Genomic DNA, 18,456 nt, shown 5'->3' with positions numbered 1-18,456 from the left:
ATTTATTCTTGGTCGCCTTGCTTCATTTCCAGTGCCATTTGATACAGGGCATTTTTCTTTTGCCCTGTCAGTTGTGCGGCAAGGCCTGCTGCCTGTTTGACTGAGCATTCTTCCAGCAAAATCTGCAATACCCTGCGAGCTTCCAGCTCTTGCTCATCTGCGACTGCTGCGGCGGCTTCGATCAGGACCACATATTCCCCTTTTTCCCTGTGGCTGTCAGCGGCCAGCCAGCTTCCAGCCTCAGCCAGGGTGCAGCGATGAATTTCTTCAAACAGTTTGCTGACTTCACGTGCCAGCACGATGCGCCTTGTGTCGCCAAAGATGGCGCGCATGGCAGCCACGGCTTCAATGATGCGGTGCGGAGCTTCGTAAAAAATCAGGCTGGCAGGGATGGCTTGCACTTCCCTCAATATGCTGTCGCGCTGCCCGGCTTTGGCAGGCAGGAAACCAACAAAATAAAAACGGTCATGGATCAGGCCGCTGGCTGATAAGGCACTGATGGCGGCTGACGCGCCCGGCAAGGGCGTGACTGGCATACCGGCCAGTTTGACAGCATCGACGATCTTGGCACCAGGGTCAGACACACCGGGTGTGCCTGCATCGGATACCAGGGCGATGCGCTCGCCAGCTTGCAAACGGGCCAGTATTTTTTCAGCCACTTCGCGCTCATTATGCTGATGGGCAGCGATCAGGGGTTTGCTGATACCATAACGCGATAGCAATTGCGCTGTATTGCGGGTATCTTCACAAGCGATGGCATCTGCCAGCGACAGCAAATGCAGGGCGCGCAGGGAGATATCGGCAACATTACCGATAGGGGTGGCGACTACATATAATGTCGCTGCCGGATAATTTTGCCTGGTCACTGCCTCAATCACAGTGGCACTCGTGAACAGTGCGTTGTCGGTGGCGCTCATGCCTGTTCCTTTATTAGTATGCAAGTTAAGCAAATGAATTAGCCGAGATTGTACGCCAATGAGACTCGCAAAGACTTTAGAACTACAGGATAGTAAAGCGGATGCAGACCAGCGCACCAGTCGTCGCCGTACTGGGGACGACGCAGAGAGCCAGGCGCTGGTGTATTTGCAAAAAGCTGGTTTGAAACTGATACAACAGAATTTCCTGTGCAAAGGCGGGGAAATTGATCTCATCATGCAGGATGGTGCGGTTCTGGTTTTTGTTGAAGTCAGGAAACGCAGTTCCATGCAGTTTGGTGGCGCCATTGCCAGCGTCACACCGGCCAAGCAAAGGCGCATGGTGCATGCCGCTCAGGTCTATCTGTTGACAAAAAAGACCCAGCCCGCTTGTCGCTTTGACCTGGTGGCCATAGATGGTGCAGAGATCAACTGGCTAAAGAATGTTATCGTCGCTTGAGGAAATGACAGGAGAGGGGACTGGAATAGTGAAAGCTGAAGTGAAGGGCGCGTGCCCGACGACTAGGGCAAGGCAAGGACAGAAGCATGCACAGCGATAGTGGGACTATCGCGAGCATTTGCAACGCAGCCATGGTCGGTGCGCACGTGACAGGCACTCTGCTTTCACTGTTACAGTCCACTAATGCCTCGCCTGCCGTATAATCTGACGCAATCAGACTAAGTAAGCATTATGACAAATCAACGCATATTGGCGCACTTCCAGGAAAGTGCAGAATTAAAGTTGCGGGCTGGCACAGAGCTGGCCCAGCCTATTTCAGACGCAGTGGAACTCATGTTCTCGGCGCTGTCTAACGGTAACAAGATACTCGCCTGCGGGAATGGTGGTTCTGCGGCTGACTGCCAGCATTTTGCTGCCGAGCTGGTTGGGCGCTTTGAGCGTGAGCGCCTGCCTTTACCGGCCATGGCCCTGACGACAGATACCTCGATTCTGACTGCGGTGGCGAATGACTACAGTTTTAATGAAGTATTTTCCAAGCAGGTGCAGGCTTTTGGCCAGTCAGGCGATATCTTGCTGGCTTTGTCCACGTCCGGCAATTCGCTGAGTGTGGTGAATGCTATTAACGCTGCACTTGAGCGGGATATGCGTGTCGTGGCGCTGACCGGCAAGGGCGGCGGAGAAATTACGAATATCCTGACTGAGGCTGATGTCCATATCTGCGTACCGCATGACAGGACTGCCCGCATACAGGAAGTGCATTTGTTGACTATACATTGTTTGTGTGACGGCATAGATGCCGCATTATTTGGAGGTGATGCTGATGATTAAGAAGTCCTGGAGCAAGCTGGCCAGACCTGTAGCTGTAATAGGTTTATGTTGCGTAACGGCGATGAGCCTGCAAGGCTGTGTTGAAATGGTGGTAGGTAGCGCCGTCATGGGGACTTTTGCCGCGACGGATCGGCGTACCTTTGGTGCGCAAACCGAAGACAAGGCGATTGTTATCAAGGGTGAAACCCGTGTCCATCGCCTGCTGGGAAAAAATGGTCATGTGAATGTTAATTCCTTTAATCGCCGTGTCTTGCTGACCGGTGAAGTGGTTGATGAAAACGCCAAGTCGGCAGCAGAGCGCGAGCTGCGTGCAGTCGAAGGCGTTGTTTCGGTGACCAATGAGTTAGTGATTGCAGGTGCGTCGGATTTGTCTGCCCGCTCCAGCGATACCCTGGTTACCACCAAGGTCAAGGCCACTTTTGTAGACACCAAGGATATTTCGGCAAATGCTTTTAAAGTAGTGACGGAAGCAGGTGTCGTCTACCTGATGGGCCGGGTTACCCAGCGTGAAGGCACGCATGCAGCAAATATCGCCAGCAGCATCAGTGGGGTGCGCAAGGTGGTCAAGGTATTCGAATACATCAGCGAAGAAGAGCTGAAAACCTACCAGGCCACTCCAGACAAGAACCCACCCAGCGATAATTAAACCATTTTGACCGGCATAAGCCGGTCTTGTTCTTTCTGGAGAAAACATGATTGCAATGATCGTTTTATCGGTCATCGTCACACTATTTTCATTCTGGGTCCTGGGTGTACACAAGCGTTTACTGAACGCGCGCAAGCGCATCAAAACTGCTTATACACAAATTGATGCGCAGTTCAAGCGTCGCTATGTACTGATACCCAACCTGGTTGAGATTGCCCAGAGTTATATCAAGCAAGAAAGGGAAGCACTGGAGGCAGTCATTGCAGCACTCAATGAGGCGGTCGAGGCAAATGCCCTCACTGCTAGCCATCCCCTTGCTGGCATTGCAATACTGCATCTGTCGGCTGCTGAAGACAGATTAACTGTGGCGATGGGCAGGATGTTTGCCATTGCAGAATCTTGTGCAGAATTGCAAAGCTCTCCTGCTATGCTGAGATTAACGGAAGAGTTGAACGATGCAGAAAACAAGATTGCCCATGCACGCCAAGCTTACAACGACTGCGCAGTGCAATACAATCAGGATATGGAGAGTTTCCCAGGCCCCGCGATTGCCAATATGTTTGGTTTCCAGGCGGCCGAATTAATGCAGGCGGCGGCGCCAGTACTTTAGATTTACTCGCAGTCTGTCGGATATAGGAAACTGCAACAAGCCCTAGACGCCCACAACAGACGAAATAAATTGCAACGTCGTTGAAGGCATGTCAACGCGGAAATTGCGCTCAAATGTTAAGCACGCCACCAAATAATCTTCCTTTATACCCAGAGTCCACTAGTGGCTCAGGTTCTCAGGTGCGCCCGACTATGGATGCGGTCGCCATCAATTCATCAATCAGGGCCAGCAAGATCTTCCCTGACATGCGGTGCGGGTCCAGCACAGGCAAAGGCGAATACTTGAGCAAAATCGAAGGATTGATCTTGCCCATGTTTGCCTGGCCCATGGTCCAGCCTGCATAGCGGCGTTCCAGGATCTCTTCATAATCAAGCAGGATCACATCGGTATGGCGGGCGTCGCGCAGGATATGGCTGTACAGGGTGTTGACGGCTTCCCGGCCACCTTCCAGCACTTGCATGAATACCTGGTCGCTATGGCAAAGCACACCCGTGATCCCGTGTTGCGGATTATGTTGACGTGACTGGCTGACGATGGATTGCACGACATCGCACATTTTTTCATCCACGACGCGGCTGGCGTAAAGTAAGCGTACTAGCATGATAAATCCTGGTTAGCGTTTGATCAGGGATAAAAATTCACGGCGCAGGTTCGCATCTTTCAGGAAGGAGCCGTGCATCACACTATTAATCATGGCCGTTTCCATGTCTTTCACACCACGCCAATGCATGCAAAAATGGTCTGCTTCCATGACCACGGCCAAACCATCTGGCTGCATTTTTTCTTGCAGGGTATCCGCCAGTTGTACTACCGCTTCTTCCTGTATCTGTGGGCGACTCATGACCCACTCAGCAATACGCGCATATTTCGACAGGCCGATCAGGTTGGAATGTTCGTTCGGCATCACACCTATCCAGACCTTGCCAATGATGGGGCACAGGTGATGTGAACAGGCACTGCGCACCGTGATCGGGCCTATGATCATCAATTCATTCAAATGCGAGGCATTCGGAAATTCGGTGACCGGAGGCATGGGCACATAACGGCCCTTGAATACTTCCTGTATAAACATCTTGGCGACGCGGCGGCCAGTATCCTGAGTGTTGTGGTCACTTTCGGTATCTATCACCAGGCTTTCCAGCACGGCACGCAGTTTTTCTTCTACTTCAGCCTGCAATTCATCCATTTCGCCAGCTTCTATGAAACGGGCGATATTGTCATTGGCGTGAAAACGCGTCTTGCTGGCCGTGATGCGTTCACGTATGCGCTGAGAGACGGGGATATTGACAGCTTTATAAGCAAGGGGCGTATCGTTCGACATGCTGAAAACCGTGATTTAAAAAGTCTATGGTAACTGAATTGTCAAACTGGTGTTGCGGACGTGTGATCTAGGCCGCAGGCGGCATATTATTAAGCTGGTATTCGGCTTCGCGTTCTGCTTTCCACAGTGGCAGGCAATGCGGGCAAAAGCAGCTGGCGTCCATCTTCAATTCACCATCGGGCAGTTTTTTGAACGCAATCGGTGGCAGGGCAGTGCACCAGCATGCCTGTCCGGTATTGTCCGCCATCGCACAGGTAAATTCAGCCTGGCATCGTGGGCAAACGCTCATTTCACACTGTCTTCGCGACCAATATTGTCGGCTTCTGCGGGCAAACCTTCGCTGGCAGTTTTTTTCATTGCCTTGCGCAAGAAAGACATCTGTCCGTCAAAGCCGGTGCAGGAGCGACAGATCGCCAAATGCATTTTTAACTGGGTGCGCTCGGATAAGCTGAGCGGACGGTCCAAGCCCTCGGAAATAAGCTGATGCGCTTGTTTGCAAACAATAAAGACACTCATATTTTTTCTCCTGACGACACCTTGCCAAACCAGTTCAGGTCCAGGCATTCACGCAGGCGTAACCGCGCACGATAGAGGACTACCCACAGATTAGACGTACTCAATTCCAATTCCTTACAAATTTCTTCTGTCTCCAGTTCCAGCCACTCTCGCATCATGAATACACGCGCAGTTTTGGCGGGCAGGTTTTCCAGGCAGATTTCCAGCACCCGAAAAAAATCTTTTTGCTGCAGTGTCGCTTCAGGAGCACCCCAGGCAGTGGCCGTGCCTATCACATGGCCGTTAGCATTAAATAAACTGTCTATCAAATCGTCTTCTGACTCGTCATCCTTGATCTCCAGCTGCTTTTCTTTTTTCAGTGAACGCAGGTGATCGATGATCTTGAACTTCAAAATGCCTGTCACGTAAGTACGCAGAGAAGAATTGCCCGCAAAGCTGTCTGGCTTTTCCAGTACCGCCAACAAGGTTTCCTGCACTGCATCTTCTGCCGCGCACTCATTGCGTAGTTGCAATTGTGCAAACCGATACAAGCCTGGACGCAGGTTTTCTAGTTGCTGATGTAAATCTGGGATCGATGTCATAAGTCTCGTGACTGAATTGGGAAAGCTTTCGCCGCAAATCCTGTAAAATTCAGGGTTGATGAAACAACCCACTATGATACCTTCAGGATACCGTCATTATGAGCGATTTGAATGCTAACCCGGCAGAAACCTCTGCACACGAAGATCGACTGGCAGGTGTAGAGCCCGCGATCAAGGCGGAAATTCTGGCGGAAGCCCTGCCTTATATCCGTAAATTCCATGGCAAAACCATCGTTGTCAAATACGGTGGCAATGCCATGACAGAAGAACGCCTGAAACATGGCTTTGCCCGCGATGTCATTTTGCTCAAGCTGGTCGGCATGAATCCGGTCGTGGTTCATGGTGGTGGCCCGCAAATTGATAATGCGCTCAAAAAAATGGGCAAGCAGGGGACTTTCATCCAGGGTATGCGTATCACAGATGAAGAAACCATGGAAGTCGTTGAATGGGTGCTCGGTGGTGAAGTGCAGCAAGATATCGTCATGCTGATTAACCACTACGGTGGCCAGGCAGTAGGTCTGACCGGGAAGGACGGCGGCTTGATCCGCGCCCGCAAGATGATGATGCCTGACCGCGAGAATCCGGGCGCTATGCTTGACATCGGTTATGTTGGTGAAATAGATGCAATCAACCCCGCTGTTGTCAAAGCGCTGCAGGATGATGCCTTTATCCCTATCATTTCCCCTATCGGTTTTGGCGAAGATGGTCAGGCTTACAACATCAATGCGGATCTGGTCGCTGGCAAAATTGCCGAAATCCTCAAAGCAGAAAAGCTCATCATGATGACCAATATCCCTGGCGTGCTCGACAAGCAGGGTAATCTGGTGACCGACTTGTCAGCGCGTGAAATTGATGAGATGTTTGCCGACGGCACCATCTCTGGTGGCATGCTGCCCAAGATTTCGTCAGCACTCGACGCTGCCAAGTCCGGTGTGAACACCGTGCATATCATTGATGGCCGCATCGAACATTCGCTGTTGCTGGAAGTGCTGACCGAACAAGCCTTCGGTACCATGATACGCAGCCATTGATGAATCAATATCAGTTGGTGGAGCGCCTGCCTCATGCGTAGACGCTCCGAGCCCTTGTGGCTGTTTGACCTGGACAATACGCTGCACAATGCTTCACATGCGATTTTCCCAGTCATCAGCCAGAACATGAATGCTTTCCTGGCGCGTGTACTTGGGCAAGGCGGTCAGCCTGCAGATGCTGAAAGTGTGAATGCCATACGCCAGCAATACTATGCCCGTTATGGCGTCACCATGCTGGGCATGGTCAGGCATCATGGCGTCAGGGCAGATGAATTTTTGCACGAGGTCCATCATTTCGATGACCTTAGCAGCATGATCCGGCATGAGCGCGGTTTGAAAAAGCTGTTGCGCCGTTTGCCTGGTAAAAAGATTCTGCTGACCAATGCACCGCGCGTGTACTCAGGCCGGGTACTCAGGCATATGGGTTTGCACAAGCATTTCGATGCGCATATCCCGGTGGAGGCCATGCGTGTGCATGGTCAATTGCAGCCTAAGCCGTCGCGCCCTTATCTGCGCAAGTTGCTGGCGACTTATGGCAAGCAGGCAAGAGACTGCATACTGGTGGAAGATAGTGTAGAGAATTTACTTGCAGCAAAGCAAGAAGGTCTGCGCACCGCCTGGGTCACAGGGTATACTCCTGCCCATCAGCGTAAAAGAGCTGCCGCCTGTGCCGACGTCAAAGTAAAATCCGTCATACAACTCGCCCGCCACATCCACCGTCTGCGCGCCTGAAGCCGCGTACAGACAAAATGTGACTGGGGATTGCACACTGGCCGGCTGGTCTTTAAAATCTCGCCCCGGATGTGGCTGAATTGCTGCATCCCCTTTTTGAATCCACTATTTGACACTATGGCCAGCACCAAACCCGGCGAACGTAAATTACAAATACTCCAGACGCTGGCGGCGATGCTTGAGCATCCCAAAGGTGAAAAGGTCACGACCGCTGCACTGGCTGCCAAAGTCGCCGTGTCAGAAGCGGCGCTGTATCGCCATTTCGCCAGCAAGGCCCAGATGTTTGAAGGCTTGATTGAATTCATCGAAACCTCCGTCTTTGGTCTGATTAACCAGATCAATGAAAGCCAGGAAGATGGCATGGTGCAAGCCCAGTCCACCATCCTGATGTTGCTCAATTTTGCCGAACGCAATCCCGGTATGACACGCGTGTTGATTGGTGACGCTCTGGTGAATGAAGATGAGCGCCTGCAATTGCGCATGAACCAATTGGCCGAGCGCATGGAAATGGCATTCCGTCAGTCTTTACGCCTGGCAGCCAGCCAGGGGCATTTTGCTGAAGAAGAGGCGCAAGCCCGTGCCAGCCTTTTGTGCAGTTTTGTCATGGGGCGCTGGTTGCGTTTTGCCAAGACGGGCTTCAAACTGTTGCCGACTGAACAGGCAAACATGCATATCGCCTTGTTGTTGCGTTGATATTGCGTTGATATTGAGTTGATATTGAGTTGATCAGTTAATCAATAAGGCCTCATTGCACTTCATCGCTGGCTGACGCATCATATCCTTGTTTTATCCATACAGGATTTCGACAGCCACCGATGAAGATGCCTCAGCAACCCGGACGTTTATTCCTGTGGCGTGGAGCCGCTCTGGTGATTTCACCAGGCATAGATTCGTCATTGCATACCCATTTTGCGTTGCAACTCAGCTACGGCCTGGAACGTCCGTTTCGCACCCGACTGAACACAGAGCATGACTGGACGGCAAGCCGCAGCGCCAGCTTTGCACCGCATGATGCCCACCAGATAGACAGCGACGGCGGCATGCTGGCACATCTGTTCCTGGAAATGCCGGAGGCAGTGAAGTTGAATGGGACGGATTTGCAGGCAGAGTTCGGGACGCAGCCTGAATTTCAGGCACTGGTAACCAGTCTCCTGGATAATCGCCACCAGTCACTGGATATGGCTGGTGCGCTCCATATACGGCAAACCTGGCAAGCCTGTGCCTTGCCGCAAAGTCTGAGCAGTAATTCCCTCGATAGCCGCATCCTCTGTGCGCTGGACGCCATTGCCGCCAGTCATGGCGCAGATTGCAGTGGTCAGAGTCTGGCGAGGCGCGTGCATTTATCTGAAAGCCGTTTCACCCACTTATTCCGCCAGCAGACTGGCATGTCTTTGTCTCGCTATCTGCTGTGGTCGCGCATGGTGGAAGCGGTGGCGGCAGTTGCCCAGGGCAATAACATGACCGCCGCTGCTCATGCTTCCGGGTTTGCCGACCTGGCCCATATGAGCCGCACCTTCCGCAACATGATGGGGGTGGCACCCTCAGAATTGCACAGGATGGCGATTGCGTTCAAGCAGGATGTCATTTGATGGATTACTCTGGGGGTATAACAATACTCAGGAGACCCTCATGCAACAAAGCAATTCCAGACAGATAGAGCAACTGCTGGCGAAATACAGCGAAAGCCATCTTAACCCCACTAATGAACTGATCCATTTTGTCTGCGTACCCGTGATTGTGTTTTCTTTCCTCGGCCTGATCTGGGCTGTGCATCCGCTGGCCGCCCTGGCCGCCACGATATTGTCATTGATCTATTACATGACACTCTCAGTACCTTTTGCCTTTGGCATGCTGGCAATGTCGGGCACCATGTTGTGGATACTCTCGCAACTGCCGCAGCACCTGATGTGGCAGATATCCCTGGGTATTTTTGTGATTGCCTGGATAGGCCAGTTCATCGGCCATAAGATAGAAGGCAAGAAACCATCTTTCTTTGAAGATATACGTTTCCTGCTGATTGGACCCTTGTTTGTGCTGAGCTTCTTATACCGCCGTTTGCATATTGCCTATTGAGATATCAGATGCTGAGTTGCACTGGCTGCGAAGTCTTGGGCAAGTCATTGCTATACAAACGCCAGGTATTGCGACCATGGGCCTTGGCGGCTTTCAGCGCAATATCTGCATGATGCAGGAATAGCCGCTGTTCCTTGGCATGCAAGGGGCAGCAGGCTACCCCTATGCTGGCACTCAGCAAGATTTGCTGGCCGCGCAAAGTCATGGGCTGGTTGATGGCCTGTACCAGTCTTTCAGCCAGATGCTCTACCACTTCCAGACTACCAACATTCGGCATGATGGCCGCAAATTCATCGCCATCGACGCGGCATAAGGTATCGGTGCTGCGCAAGACCCCGCACAGGCGGTTTGCCATGGTCGCCAGGATCAGGTCGCCCGCATCATAGCCAAAGCTTTCGCTGAGGTTCTTGAAATGGTCAAGATCGATGAACATTAGCGCCGCCATTTCATTATTGGCGACGGCATCTTCCAGGCAATTGCTGAGCAGTCTGTGGAAGTAATGGCGGTTGGGCAGCTTGGTCAGACTATCGTGGTTATTCAAAATAGCCAGGCGACTGTCCGCTTCGCGCCTTTCCTTCGCTTCGCTTTGCATATCGTTTTCCCAGGCTTCCATACGGGCCAGCATGAGATTGAAATGCATGTTCAGACTACCCAATTCATGTTCCGGGTCTTGCGGAGCGCGCAGGCTGTAATCTCCCAGGGTTGCCACTTTTTCAGCAATCACGCTTAAATCCATGATGGGTTGCATGGAGCGCAACTGACGGTTCGTCAGCCAGTAAGCTGCCAGCACTGTAATAAAGACAGACAAGAAGCCGGCAATCAGCAAAAACACCAGGATATGCTGGTACAGTGGCCAGGTACTCAGCTGCAGTCGTACCAGACCAATCAGCGTGGTGCCACTCAGCACCGGGCTGTTCGCAGTGAAACTGCCAGGGCCTGAATTCACCGCATGATGCCTGAGCAAAGTAGCGGCTGCTACGCCACTGGTCTTGATCAATTGACCCTGCGGTGTCCAGGCCAGTAGTGGCTGGCCATTCCTGTCATAGACGTTAGCAGTCAGCATGTCGGCGGTATTGGTCGCATTCAGCAGCAGGCTTTGCAATTGCCGCATATCATTGGCGATCATGGCATCCGCAATATTACTGGCCAGGATATCGGCCTTGTACAAGGCTTCTGCGCGCAGGTTTTTTTGTAGCAGGCAGGCAGACAAGATCAAGCCCAGGAGCAAAGCTACTAGCAAGGCCCAAGTCATGCCCAGCAAATTCTGGCGGAAAATACGCTTTGCCATAGGCAGCCTGAAATAAGTGTTTTGCATGAGAAATATTGCGAATTGCCCTATAGAAATGACTGTCTGTGCATGAATATCAGCGACTATACCTACCAGCTAGAATGATGTCATAAAAAAAGTGCCAGCACTCTATACTTCTTCTCTAATTGCTGGCTTTATACGCTGCTGTATGCAGAATCCGGCATCTGCGAGTAAACTGCGGCACATCTTCCTGTTAGCCTGAATCCGCGTGTCAGATTTTTCCAACAATCCTGTTTTGCCATTTCCTCTGCCACAGCCGGAGGAATGTTTCGCCTTGCTTGATGATGCGCACGCGCAAGTGGCGCAATCCCGCTATTACTGCGATTTGCAAAAAATACTGGTGTGCAGCAGCGCGCAAGAATGGCCCCCACTGTGGCGTGAAGCAGAATTGGCTTTGCAGCAGGGCAGCTTTGCCCTGGCCATGCTGGCTTATGAAACTGGCGCGCAATTGCAGGGCATCGCTGAACATCCGACACCAGCTGTGTCACGCATACTCTTGTTCAGGCAATGCCACGTCCTCGATAGTCAGCAAGTCGCTGCTTTTTTACTGTCGCAGACCAGGCCGGACGAAATTGCCGGAATAGCGGGAATACAAGCTAACGTAGACGCCAGCCAGTTTGAGGAAGGGCTAGCCAGGGTCAGGGAATATATTGCAGCAGGGGATACCTATCAGGTCAATTACACCTATCGCCTGCATTTTGACAGCTATGGCACACCACTGGCCTTATATAGTCGCTTGCGCCAGCGTCAGCCTGTGCCATACGGCGCCTTAATCTGCCTGCCAGATGGTGAGGCGGTTGTCTCGCTGTCACCAGAATTGTTCGTGCGCCAGCAACAGGGGAAGCTGCTGGCCCGCCCCATGAAGGGGACTGCAGCAGCGACCGGCGATGCAGAGCAAGATAAGCGTCTGGCAACCGAACTTGCCGCCGACAGCAAGAACCGCGCAGAGAATTTGATGATCGTTGATTTGTTGCGCAATGATCTGGGCCGCATCGCCAAGACCGGCACGGTCAGAGTGCCAAAATTATTTGAAGTGAATCGTTTTTCCAGCGTCTTGCAAATGACTTCCACAGTGGAGGCAGATTTGCAGGATGGCCTGAACCTGGAAAAGATACTGACAGCCCTGTTCCCATGTGGTTCGATTACTGGTGCACCGAAACACCGCACCATGCAAATTATCCGTGAACTGGAAGCTGAGCCACGCGGCTTGTACACTGGTGCGATAGGCTGGTTTGATCCACCAGCACAGGTGGGTGCTCTGGGTGATTTTTGCCTGTCTGTTCCAATACGCACTTTGCAGTTGCAAACACCGCTGGATGATGTAGAGCCTGTATTGCGCCGTGGTGTGCTGGGTGTAGGCGCAGGCATCGTCTATGACAGCGTAGCCAGCGAGGAATATGCCGAATGCCATTTGAAGGCGCGCTTTTTGACGGGCCTGCTGCCACAGTTTGAACTGTTTGAAACCATGCATGCAACGCAGGAAGAAGGCTGCCGTCATCAATCCAAACATTTGCAAAGGCTGAAAGCATCGGCGCAGTATTTTGGTTTTGCCTGGGACCATGAGCTGATCAAGTTGAAGTTGCAACAAGTCTGCGACGCCTTGCCCGCGACCATTCCACACAGACTGCGCCTGGCATTAAATCCCAGCGGAGAACTGGATGTGCGTACTGCAGTGTTAAGTCCCTTGCCAGCCAAGCCCAAAGTCATGCTGGCAAGCACCACCAGCGATAGCCGTAATTTGTTCCTGCGCCACAAAAGTAGTTTGCGCCAGCAATATGACCAGGCCTGGCAGGCAGCCGAGCAACAGGGGGCATTTGATATGTTGTTTTTTAACGAAAGAGGGCATTTGACAGAAGGTGGGCGCAGCACAGTCTTGCTGAAGCTGGAAGGCAAATGGCTGACCCCGCCGCTGGACGACGGTGTCTTGCCCGGCATCATGCGGGCGTTACTGCTGGAGGACAGGCGTTACCAGCTGACTGAACACAACCTGACGCTGGCAGATTTGCAGGCAGCAGAGCAAATCATGCTGTGTAATTCCTTGCGCGGTGCTTTTGTTGTTGATTTGATTAATTAGATGCGCGTATAACTTGCTATTTAATCCATAAGGCTGACAATACTTGCCTATCTGAAGTATAAAGTTACATTCCGCTCACAGATTTGAGCCAGGAATTTGATCCAGCTTTAATATTGTGCCTGCACGTAGGAAAGGTTACACTTAAAAAAAATTAACCGACCAAGCGGTCGGCAAATTGCATTTTTATCCATATTGATTGATATTGATTAATATTGCAAATAATCGCAAAACAGGAGACTACCCATGAAGAAACAGTTTTTACTGGCGGCATTGCCAGCCATGTTAGCGCTGGTATTGGCAGGTAATGCCCATGCCCAGATCAAGGTTGGCGTTAGCGTATCAGCCACTGGCCCCGCAGCTTCTTTGGGCATCCCTGAAAAAAATACCTTTGCCTTGTTGCCAAAAGAAATTGCTGGCAAAAAGGTCGAATACATCGTCCTCGATGATGCATCCGATACCACTACTGCGGTTAAAAATGCCCGCAAGCTGACTACCGAAGACAAGGTCGACATCCTCATTGGCTCTACCATCACGCCCAATTCTCTGGCAATGATTGATGTCGCGGCAGAAAGCGAAACGCCGATGATTTCCATGGCGGCTTCATCCGCCATCATTTCGCCTATAGATTCCAAGCGTTACTGGGTCTTCAAGACCCCGCAAAATGATTCGCACATGTCGACGGCGATCACTGGCCACATGAATGACGCTGGCGTCAAGACAGTGGCATTCATCGGCTTTGCTGATGCCTATGGAGAAGGCTGGTTCAAGGAATTCTCCAAGATAGCTGAGTTGCGCAAACTCAAAGTAGTTGCCAATGAACGCTTTGCCCGTAGTGATACTTCGGTCACTGGCCAGATCCTTAAAATCCTGGCGACCAATCCTGATGCCGTGTTAATTGCTGGTGCCGGTACGCCAGCAGCCTTGCCGCAAAAGACTCTGAAAGAGCGCGGTTATAAGGGCAAGATTTACCAGACCCATGGCGTCGCCAATAACGACTTCCTGCGTGTTTGTGGCAAGGATTGTGAAGGCACCTGGTTGCCAGCCGGGCCCTTGCTGGTCGCTGAGCAACTACCTGCCGAGAATCCAGTCAAAAAATCTGCCATGCGCTATGTCAAGGCCTATGAAAAAGAATATGGCGCAGGCTCTGTCTCCACCTTTGGTGGTCACGCCTGGGATGCCAGCCTCTTGCTGGAATCTGCTGTGAACGTCGCATTGAAAAAAGCCCAGCCTGGCACCAAGGAATTCCGTGCTGCCTTGCGTGCTGCTCTGGAAAATACCGTCAACCTGCCAGTCTCGCACGGCATCGTCAACATGACGGACACTGACCATCTTGGTCTTGATCAACGCTCTCGCGTCATGGTGCAAATCGTGAACGGCAAATGGAAATTGATCGGTCTGGCCAATTGATGGTTTGATGGATGTATCAAGGGAGCTGCGGCTCCCTTTTTGTTCGGCCCAAAGTCTGGGGGCTGTGCTTGAACTAGTAAGAAGCTGTTTACGATCTTAAGCGTGTGCGCAATGTGAGTCCACGCGGGGATCATGTGCTGGTGCTGCTCAAAGTGCTCATGTACTTCAGTACATTTCGCTTTTTGCGCTACGTTCTTGCTACCCTTACCCCGCAGACGCTCGCTACAGATCGTAATCAGGTTCTAAGCAAGAAAGTCAGGTTTACATGGATTTTTCAATTGCCGCCATCCTCGCTCAGGATGGTATTACCAGTGGTGCCATCTATGCCTTGCTGGCATTGGCGCTGGTGCTGGTGTTTTCCGTTACACGGATTATTTTCATACCGCAAGGTGAATTCGTTGCCTTTGGCGCGCTCAGCCTGGCGGCGATTCAGTCGGGAAAATTCCCGCACTCGGCCAGCCTGTTACTGGCCTTTGGCCTGCTTTGTATGGGCAAGGAAGTGATCACCCAGTTACGCAGCAAGCAGCCATTGAATGTCAAGTCGCTGGCTTTATCCGCTGGCAAGCTGCTGCTATTTCCATTGGCAGTCTGGATACTGGCACGCAATGTCGCTGTACAGGAATGGTCATTGTTCGCACAAGTATTACTGGCGCTGGCAATAGTGGTGCCCATGGGCCCCATGATTTATCGACTGGCTTATCAACCTCTGGCAGAAGCCAGTACCCTGGTCTTGCTGATTGTTTCTGTCGGCGTGCACTTTGCCCTGACTGGCATGGGCCTGGTCATGTTTGGAGCCGAGGGCTCACGCACGACAGCTTTCAGCGATGCCCGTTTTGAACTGGGGGCCATGCAAATATCTGGTCAAAGTCTGGTGGTGATTGCAGTCTCGGCTTTGTTGATTGCTGCATTGTATTTCTACTTTGAACGCAGCCTGTCCGGCAAGGCGCTGCGTGCTACCGCCGTCAATCGCCTGGGGGCGCAACTGGTGGGTATAGGTACTATCCAGGCGGGTCGTCTGGCATTTACCCTGGCCGCAGCCATGGGTGCATTGTGTGGGGTCCTGATCGCACCGATGACGACCGTGTATTACGATGGCGGCTTTTTGATCGGCCTGAAAGGTTTTGTCGGTGCCATCGTCGGTGGTCTGGTGTCTTATCCGGTTGCTGCTGCGGGTGCCTTGTTGGTGGGTTTGCTGGAATCGTATTCATCTTACTGGGCCAGTGCCTATAAGGAGGTTATTGTATTTACCTTGATTATCCCGGTATTGCTGTGGCGCTCGCTCTCCAGCAAACATAATGATGAGGATGAAGAATAATGAAGACACTCCTCACCAACAGTATCAAACACGGTAAATGGCTATTGCTGGCACTGGTCTTGTTATTCCCACTGTTGCCAGTGCCAGAATTCTGGATCACCCTGGCCAATTACATAGGCCTGTATGCGATAGTTGCACTCGGCCTGGTCTTGCTGACCGGGGTAGGGGGCATGACTTCTTTTGGGCAGGCCGCTTTCGTTGGTCTGGGCGCTTACTCAACTGCTTATCTGAGTACGGCTCTGGGTTATTCTCCCTGGTTGGGTTTGCTGGCGGGTCTGGCGCTGACCATGGCGGCAGCGCTTGCCATTGGCCTGATTACCATGCGCCTGTCAGGGCACTACCTGCCACTGGGGACTATCGCCTGGGGCTTGTCACTGTTTTTCCTGTTCGGCAATCTGGAATTTCTTGGCAAATACGATGGACTGAATGGCATACCGCCGATAGACATTGCAGGCTTTAAACTCGATACTGGACGTAGCATGTTTGGGCTGATCTGGGTCATCTTGCTAGTGTCTATCGTCGCCATACAAAACCTGTTGCAATCGCGCCCAGGCCGCGCCATACGCGCACTCAAGGGGGGGGGCGTCATGGCTGAAGCCATGGGTGTCAATACTGCCCGCATGAAGGTCATCATCTTCGTCATTGCAGCCATGCTGGCAAGTATTTCCGGCTGGCTGTACGCGCATATGCAACGTGCAGTCAACCCTACACCTTTTGGTTTGAATCAGGGTATCGAATATCTGTTCATGGCCGTGGTCGGTGGCGCAGGCCATGTCTGGGGAGCCTTGCTGGGTTCAGCCTTGCTGACCCTGCTGAAAGATAAACTGCAAAGCATCCTGCCCACACTCTTGGGCGCCAATGGCAATTTTGAAGTCATCGTGTTTGGTGTCTTACTGGTCTTGCTGTTGCAACGTGCCCGTGATGGTGTCTGGCCTTATTTGGCCAGCTTTAGCAAGCGCTTGTTTGCAAAATGGCTGCCAGAAGACAAGGGCATACAGGTAGCCGCAAATGCTGCAATACTGCCAGTGCGCGCCAAGCCTGCAGTCGATACTGTCATCCTTGAAATCGACAAGGCACGCAAACAATTCGGTGGCCTGGTTGCCGTCAATGATATGCAGTTCACCGTCAGTGCCGGGCAGATTGTTGGCCTGATAGGCCCGAACGGTGCAGGCAAATCCACCATGTTCAATCTGGTGACTGGCGTCTTGCCACTGACCAGCGGGGCCGTGCGTTTTTATCGCGATGGTAAATTGCAGGATATCGCCAACCTGCCTTCGCGTGAAATCGTCAAGCTGGGCATAGGCCGCAGCTTCCAGCATGTGCGTTTGCTGGCCAGCATGACGGTACTCGAAAACGTCGCGATCGGTGCGCATCTGCGTACCAAGGGTGGCGATGTGATGGAAGTCATCGCCAGCATTTTGCGGTGCGATGGCAAGGTAGAGAATTCCCTGCTGGCAGAAGCCAAAAGACAGCTGGAGCGGGTAGGCCTGGCGCATCTCATGAATGAAGAAGCGGGCAGCCTGGCACTGGGCCAGCAACGCATACTGGAAATCGCCCGGGCCTTGTGTTGTGACCCCAGCTTGCTGTTGCTGGATGAACCTGCCGCTGGTTTGCGCTTTAAAGAAAAACAGGAGTTGGCCGAACTCTTGCGCAAATTGCGCGCAGAAGGCATGAGCATCTTGCTGGTCGAGCATGACATGGATTTCGTCATGAATTTGACAGATCAACTGGTGGTCATGGAATTTGGTACCAAGATTGCCGAAGGCTTGCCACAAGAAGTACAACAGAATCCGGCTGTGCTGGAAGCTTATCTGGGCGGGATAGATTGATGACGAACACAAATTCTCCAGAAACCACGCCAGCAGTATTGGCAAACACATCGCAGTCTGAACTGGCCTTATTGCAAACCAAAGACCTGCAAGTGTTTTATGGCAAGGTCGAGGCTTTGCAGCCAGCGAATATACGTGTCGGGGCCGGGCAAATCGTGACTGTCATCGGCCCAAATGGTGCTGGCAAATCGACTATGCTCAATGCCATCGCCGGTGCCTTGCCTGCGACGGGCAGCATGCGCGGACAGATCTTATTGGCCGACAAAAACCTCGCCAGCGTCAGCATAGAAAACCGTGTCGCGCAGGGTATGTCACTGGTGCCAGAAAAGCGCGAACTGTTCGCCAGCATGAAGGTGGAAGACAATCTTTTGCTGGGCAGTTATCGCCGTTACCAGGCTGGTGAAAAAAACTATGCTGACCAGTTGCAAGTCGTGTTTGATCTCTTCCCGCGTTTGAAAGAAAGACGCACCCAGGAAGCAGGTACTTTGTCAGGTGGTGAGCGCCAGATGCTGGCTGTAGGCCGCGCCCTCATGGCCAAGCCGCAATTGCTGATGCTGGATGAACCAAGCCTTGGCCTGGCACCTCTGATCGTCAAGGAAATTTTCCACATCATCCAGCGCCTCAAACAAACCGGGGTTGCCATCTTGCTGGTAGAACAAAATGCCCGCGCTGCCTTGCAGGTGGCCGACTATGCTTATGTGCTGGAAACCGGGCAGATTGCGCTTGAGGGTGATGCTGCAGAATTGGCGAATGACCAGCGTGTGATAGATACTTATCTGGGGCTGGCCAAGAAGAATCACTGATGCCAGC

Annotated in this window: 21 protein-coding genes; 14 read left to right on the top strand and 7 right to left on the bottom strand. The window is 52.2% G+C overall.

Going from position 1 to position 18,456, the window contains the following annotated elements:
- Positions 1–2: 2 nt before the first annotated feature.
- A complete protein-coding gene (gene rsmI, locus H8L47_RS18445; protein ID WP_186955068.1) occupies positions 3–917 on the bottom strand; it encodes a 16S rRNA (cytidine(1402)-2'-O)-methyltransferase in 915 nt (304 codons plus the stop codon).
- Positions 918–975: 58 nt separating this feature from the next.
- Here rsmI and H8L47_RS18440 point away from each other — a divergent pair, with 58 nt between their 5' ends.
- The 4 genes from H8L47_RS18440 to H8L47_RS18425 all read left to right on the top strand — a co-directional run bounded on the left by H8L47_RS18440 (position 976) and on the right by H8L47_RS18425 (position 3,458).
- Positions 976–1,374 carry a YraN family protein gene (locus H8L47_RS18440; protein WP_186955067.1) on the top strand — a complete coding sequence of 133 codons (399 nt, stop codon included), beginning with the start codon at positions 976–978 and terminating at the stop codon, positions 1,372–1,374.
- 231 nt (positions 1,375–1,605) lie between these two features.
- On the top strand, positions 1,606–2,202 hold the full coding sequence (locus H8L47_RS18435; RefSeq protein WP_186955066.1) for a phosphoheptose isomerase: 597 nt from the start codon (positions 1,606–1,608) through the stop codon (positions 2,200–2,202).
- The gene (locus H8L47_RS18430) at positions 2,189–2,848 is read left to right on the top strand and encodes a BON domain-containing protein (protein WP_408057715.1); all 660 of its coding nucleotides are present in this window, start codon (positions 2,189–2,191) and stop codon (positions 2,846–2,848) included. The genes H8L47_RS18435 and H8L47_RS18430 overlap by 14 nt, the downstream gene beginning before the upstream one ends.
- 46 nt (positions 2,849–2,894) lie before the next feature.
- Positions 2,895–3,458, top strand: coding sequence for a LemA family protein (locus H8L47_RS18425; RefSeq protein ID WP_186955064.1), 564 nt, complete (start codon positions 2,895–2,897; stop codon positions 3,456–3,458).
- Between the two features lie 175 nt (positions 3,459–3,633).
- On the opposite strand, the gene H8L47_RS18420 is transcribed toward H8L47_RS18425, so the two are convergent.
- The 5 genes from H8L47_RS18420 to H8L47_RS18400 all read right to left on the bottom strand — a co-directional run bounded on the left by H8L47_RS18420 (position 3,634) and on the right by H8L47_RS18400 (position 5,876).
- The gene (locus tag H8L47_RS18420; protein WP_186955063.1) at positions 3,634–4,059 is read right to left on the bottom strand and encodes a BLUF domain-containing protein; all 426 of its coding nucleotides are present in this window, start codon (positions 4,057–4,059) and stop codon (positions 3,634–3,636) included.
- A 12-nt stretch (positions 4,060–4,071) separates the two neighbouring features.
- Positions 4,072–4,779, bottom strand: coding sequence for a GTP cyclohydrolase I (gene folE, locus H8L47_RS18415; protein ID WP_186955062.1), 708 nt, complete (start codon positions 4,777–4,779; stop codon positions 4,072–4,074).
- A 67-nt stretch (positions 4,780–4,846) separates the two neighbouring features.
- On the bottom strand, positions 4,847–5,068 hold the full coding sequence (locus H8L47_RS18410; protein ID WP_186955061.1) for a cysteine-rich CWC family protein: 222 nt from the start codon (positions 5,066–5,068) through the stop codon (positions 4,847–4,849).
- The gene (locus tag H8L47_RS18405; protein WP_186955060.1) at positions 5,065–5,295 is read right to left on the bottom strand and encodes a zf-HC2 domain-containing protein; all 231 of its coding nucleotides are present in this window, start codon (positions 5,293–5,295) and stop codon (positions 5,065–5,067) included. Before H8L47_RS18405 ends, H8L47_RS18410 begins: the two co-directional genes overlap by 4 nt.
- Positions 5,292–5,876 (bottom strand): sigma-70 family RNA polymerase sigma factor, encoded by a 585-nt coding sequence (locus tag H8L47_RS18400; RefSeq protein WP_186955059.1) that lies wholly within the window; start codon positions 5,874–5,876, stop codon positions 5,292–5,294. The genes H8L47_RS18405 and H8L47_RS18400 overlap by 4 nt, the downstream gene beginning before the upstream one ends.
- 98 nt (positions 5,877–5,974) lie before the next feature.
- Here H8L47_RS18400 and argB point away from each other — a divergent pair, with 98 nt between their 5' ends.
- The 5 genes from argB to H8L47_RS18375 all read left to right on the top strand — a co-directional run bounded on the left by argB (position 5,975) and on the right by H8L47_RS18375 (position 9,712).
- Positions 5,975–6,907, top strand: coding sequence for an acetylglutamate kinase (gene argB / locus H8L47_RS18395; protein WP_230413811.1), 933 nt, complete (start codon positions 5,975–5,977; stop codon positions 6,905–6,907).
- A 33-nt stretch (positions 6,908–6,940) separates the two neighbouring features.
- The gene (locus tag H8L47_RS18390; RefSeq protein WP_186955058.1) at positions 6,941–7,639 is read left to right on the top strand and encodes a pyrimidine 5'-nucleotidase; all 699 of its coding nucleotides are present in this window, start codon (positions 6,941–6,943) and stop codon (positions 7,637–7,639) included.
- Between the two features lie 117 nt (positions 7,640–7,756).
- The gene (gene slmA / locus H8L47_RS18385; RefSeq protein ID WP_186955057.1) at positions 7,757–8,332 is read left to right on the top strand and encodes a nucleoid occlusion factor SlmA; all 576 of its coding nucleotides are present in this window, start codon (positions 7,757–7,759) and stop codon (positions 8,330–8,332) included.
- Positions 8,333–8,460: 128 nt separating this feature from the next.
- Entirely contained in the window at positions 8,461–9,228 is a 768-nt protein-coding gene (locus tag H8L47_RS18380) for a helix-turn-helix transcriptional regulator (protein ID WP_186955056.1), read from the top strand.
- A 40-nt stretch (positions 9,229–9,268) separates the two neighbouring features.
- Positions 9,269–9,712, top strand: coding sequence for an Mpo1 family 2-hydroxy fatty acid dioxygenase (locus H8L47_RS18375; protein ID WP_186955055.1), 444 nt, complete (start codon positions 9,269–9,271; stop codon positions 9,710–9,712).
- Positions 9,713–9,716: 4 nt separating this feature from the next.
- Here H8L47_RS18375 and H8L47_RS18370 read toward each other — a convergent pair whose 3' ends face one another.
- Positions 9,717–11,027, bottom strand: coding sequence for a sensor domain-containing diguanylate cyclase (locus H8L47_RS18370; RefSeq protein ID WP_222616589.1), 1,311 nt, complete (start codon positions 11,025–11,027; stop codon positions 9,717–9,719).
- Between the two features lie 202 nt (positions 11,028–11,229).
- On the opposite strand from H8L47_RS18370, the gene pabB reads away from it, so the two are divergent.
- The 5 genes from pabB (at position 11,230) to H8L47_RS18345 (ending at position 18,449) form a co-directional block, all read left to right on the top strand.
- The gene (gene pabB / locus H8L47_RS18365; protein WP_329605466.1) at positions 11,230–13,095 is read left to right on the top strand and encodes an aminodeoxychorismate synthase component I; all 1,866 of its coding nucleotides are present in this window, start codon (positions 11,230–11,232) and stop codon (positions 13,093–13,095) included.
- 243 nt (positions 13,096–13,338) lie between these two features.
- Positions 13,339–14,502: an ABC transporter substrate-binding protein gene (locus H8L47_RS18360; protein ID WP_186955053.1), complete on the top strand. Its 1,164-nt coding sequence runs from the start codon at positions 13,339–13,341 to the stop codon at positions 14,500–14,502.
- A 265-nt stretch (positions 14,503–14,767) separates the two neighbouring features.
- A complete protein-coding gene (locus tag H8L47_RS18355) occupies positions 14,768–15,817 on the top strand; it encodes a branched-chain amino acid ABC transporter permease (RefSeq protein WP_186955052.1) in 1,050 nt (349 codons plus the stop codon).
- Positions 15,817–17,646, top strand: coding sequence for a branched-chain amino acid ABC transporter ATP-binding protein/permease (locus H8L47_RS18350; RefSeq protein WP_186955051.1), 1,830 nt, complete (start codon positions 15,817–15,819; stop codon positions 17,644–17,646). Before H8L47_RS18355 ends, H8L47_RS18350 begins: the two co-directional genes overlap by 1 nt.
- Positions 17,646–18,449: an ABC transporter ATP-binding protein gene (locus H8L47_RS18345; RefSeq protein ID WP_186955050.1), complete on the top strand. Its 804-nt coding sequence runs from the start codon at positions 17,646–17,648 to the stop codon at positions 18,447–18,449. The genes H8L47_RS18350 and H8L47_RS18345 overlap by 1 nt, the downstream gene beginning before the upstream one ends.
- Positions 18,450–18,456: the final 7 nt, after the last annotated feature.

Source organism: Undibacterium umbellatum (assembly GCF_014284125.1).
Lineage (GTDB): Bacteria > Pseudomonadota > Gammaproteobacteria > Burkholderiales > Burkholderiaceae_D > Undibacterium > Undibacterium umbellatum.
The sequence above is the reverse complement of the archived record's forward strand: the minus strand, read 5'-3'. Positions and strand labels throughout refer to the sequence as shown.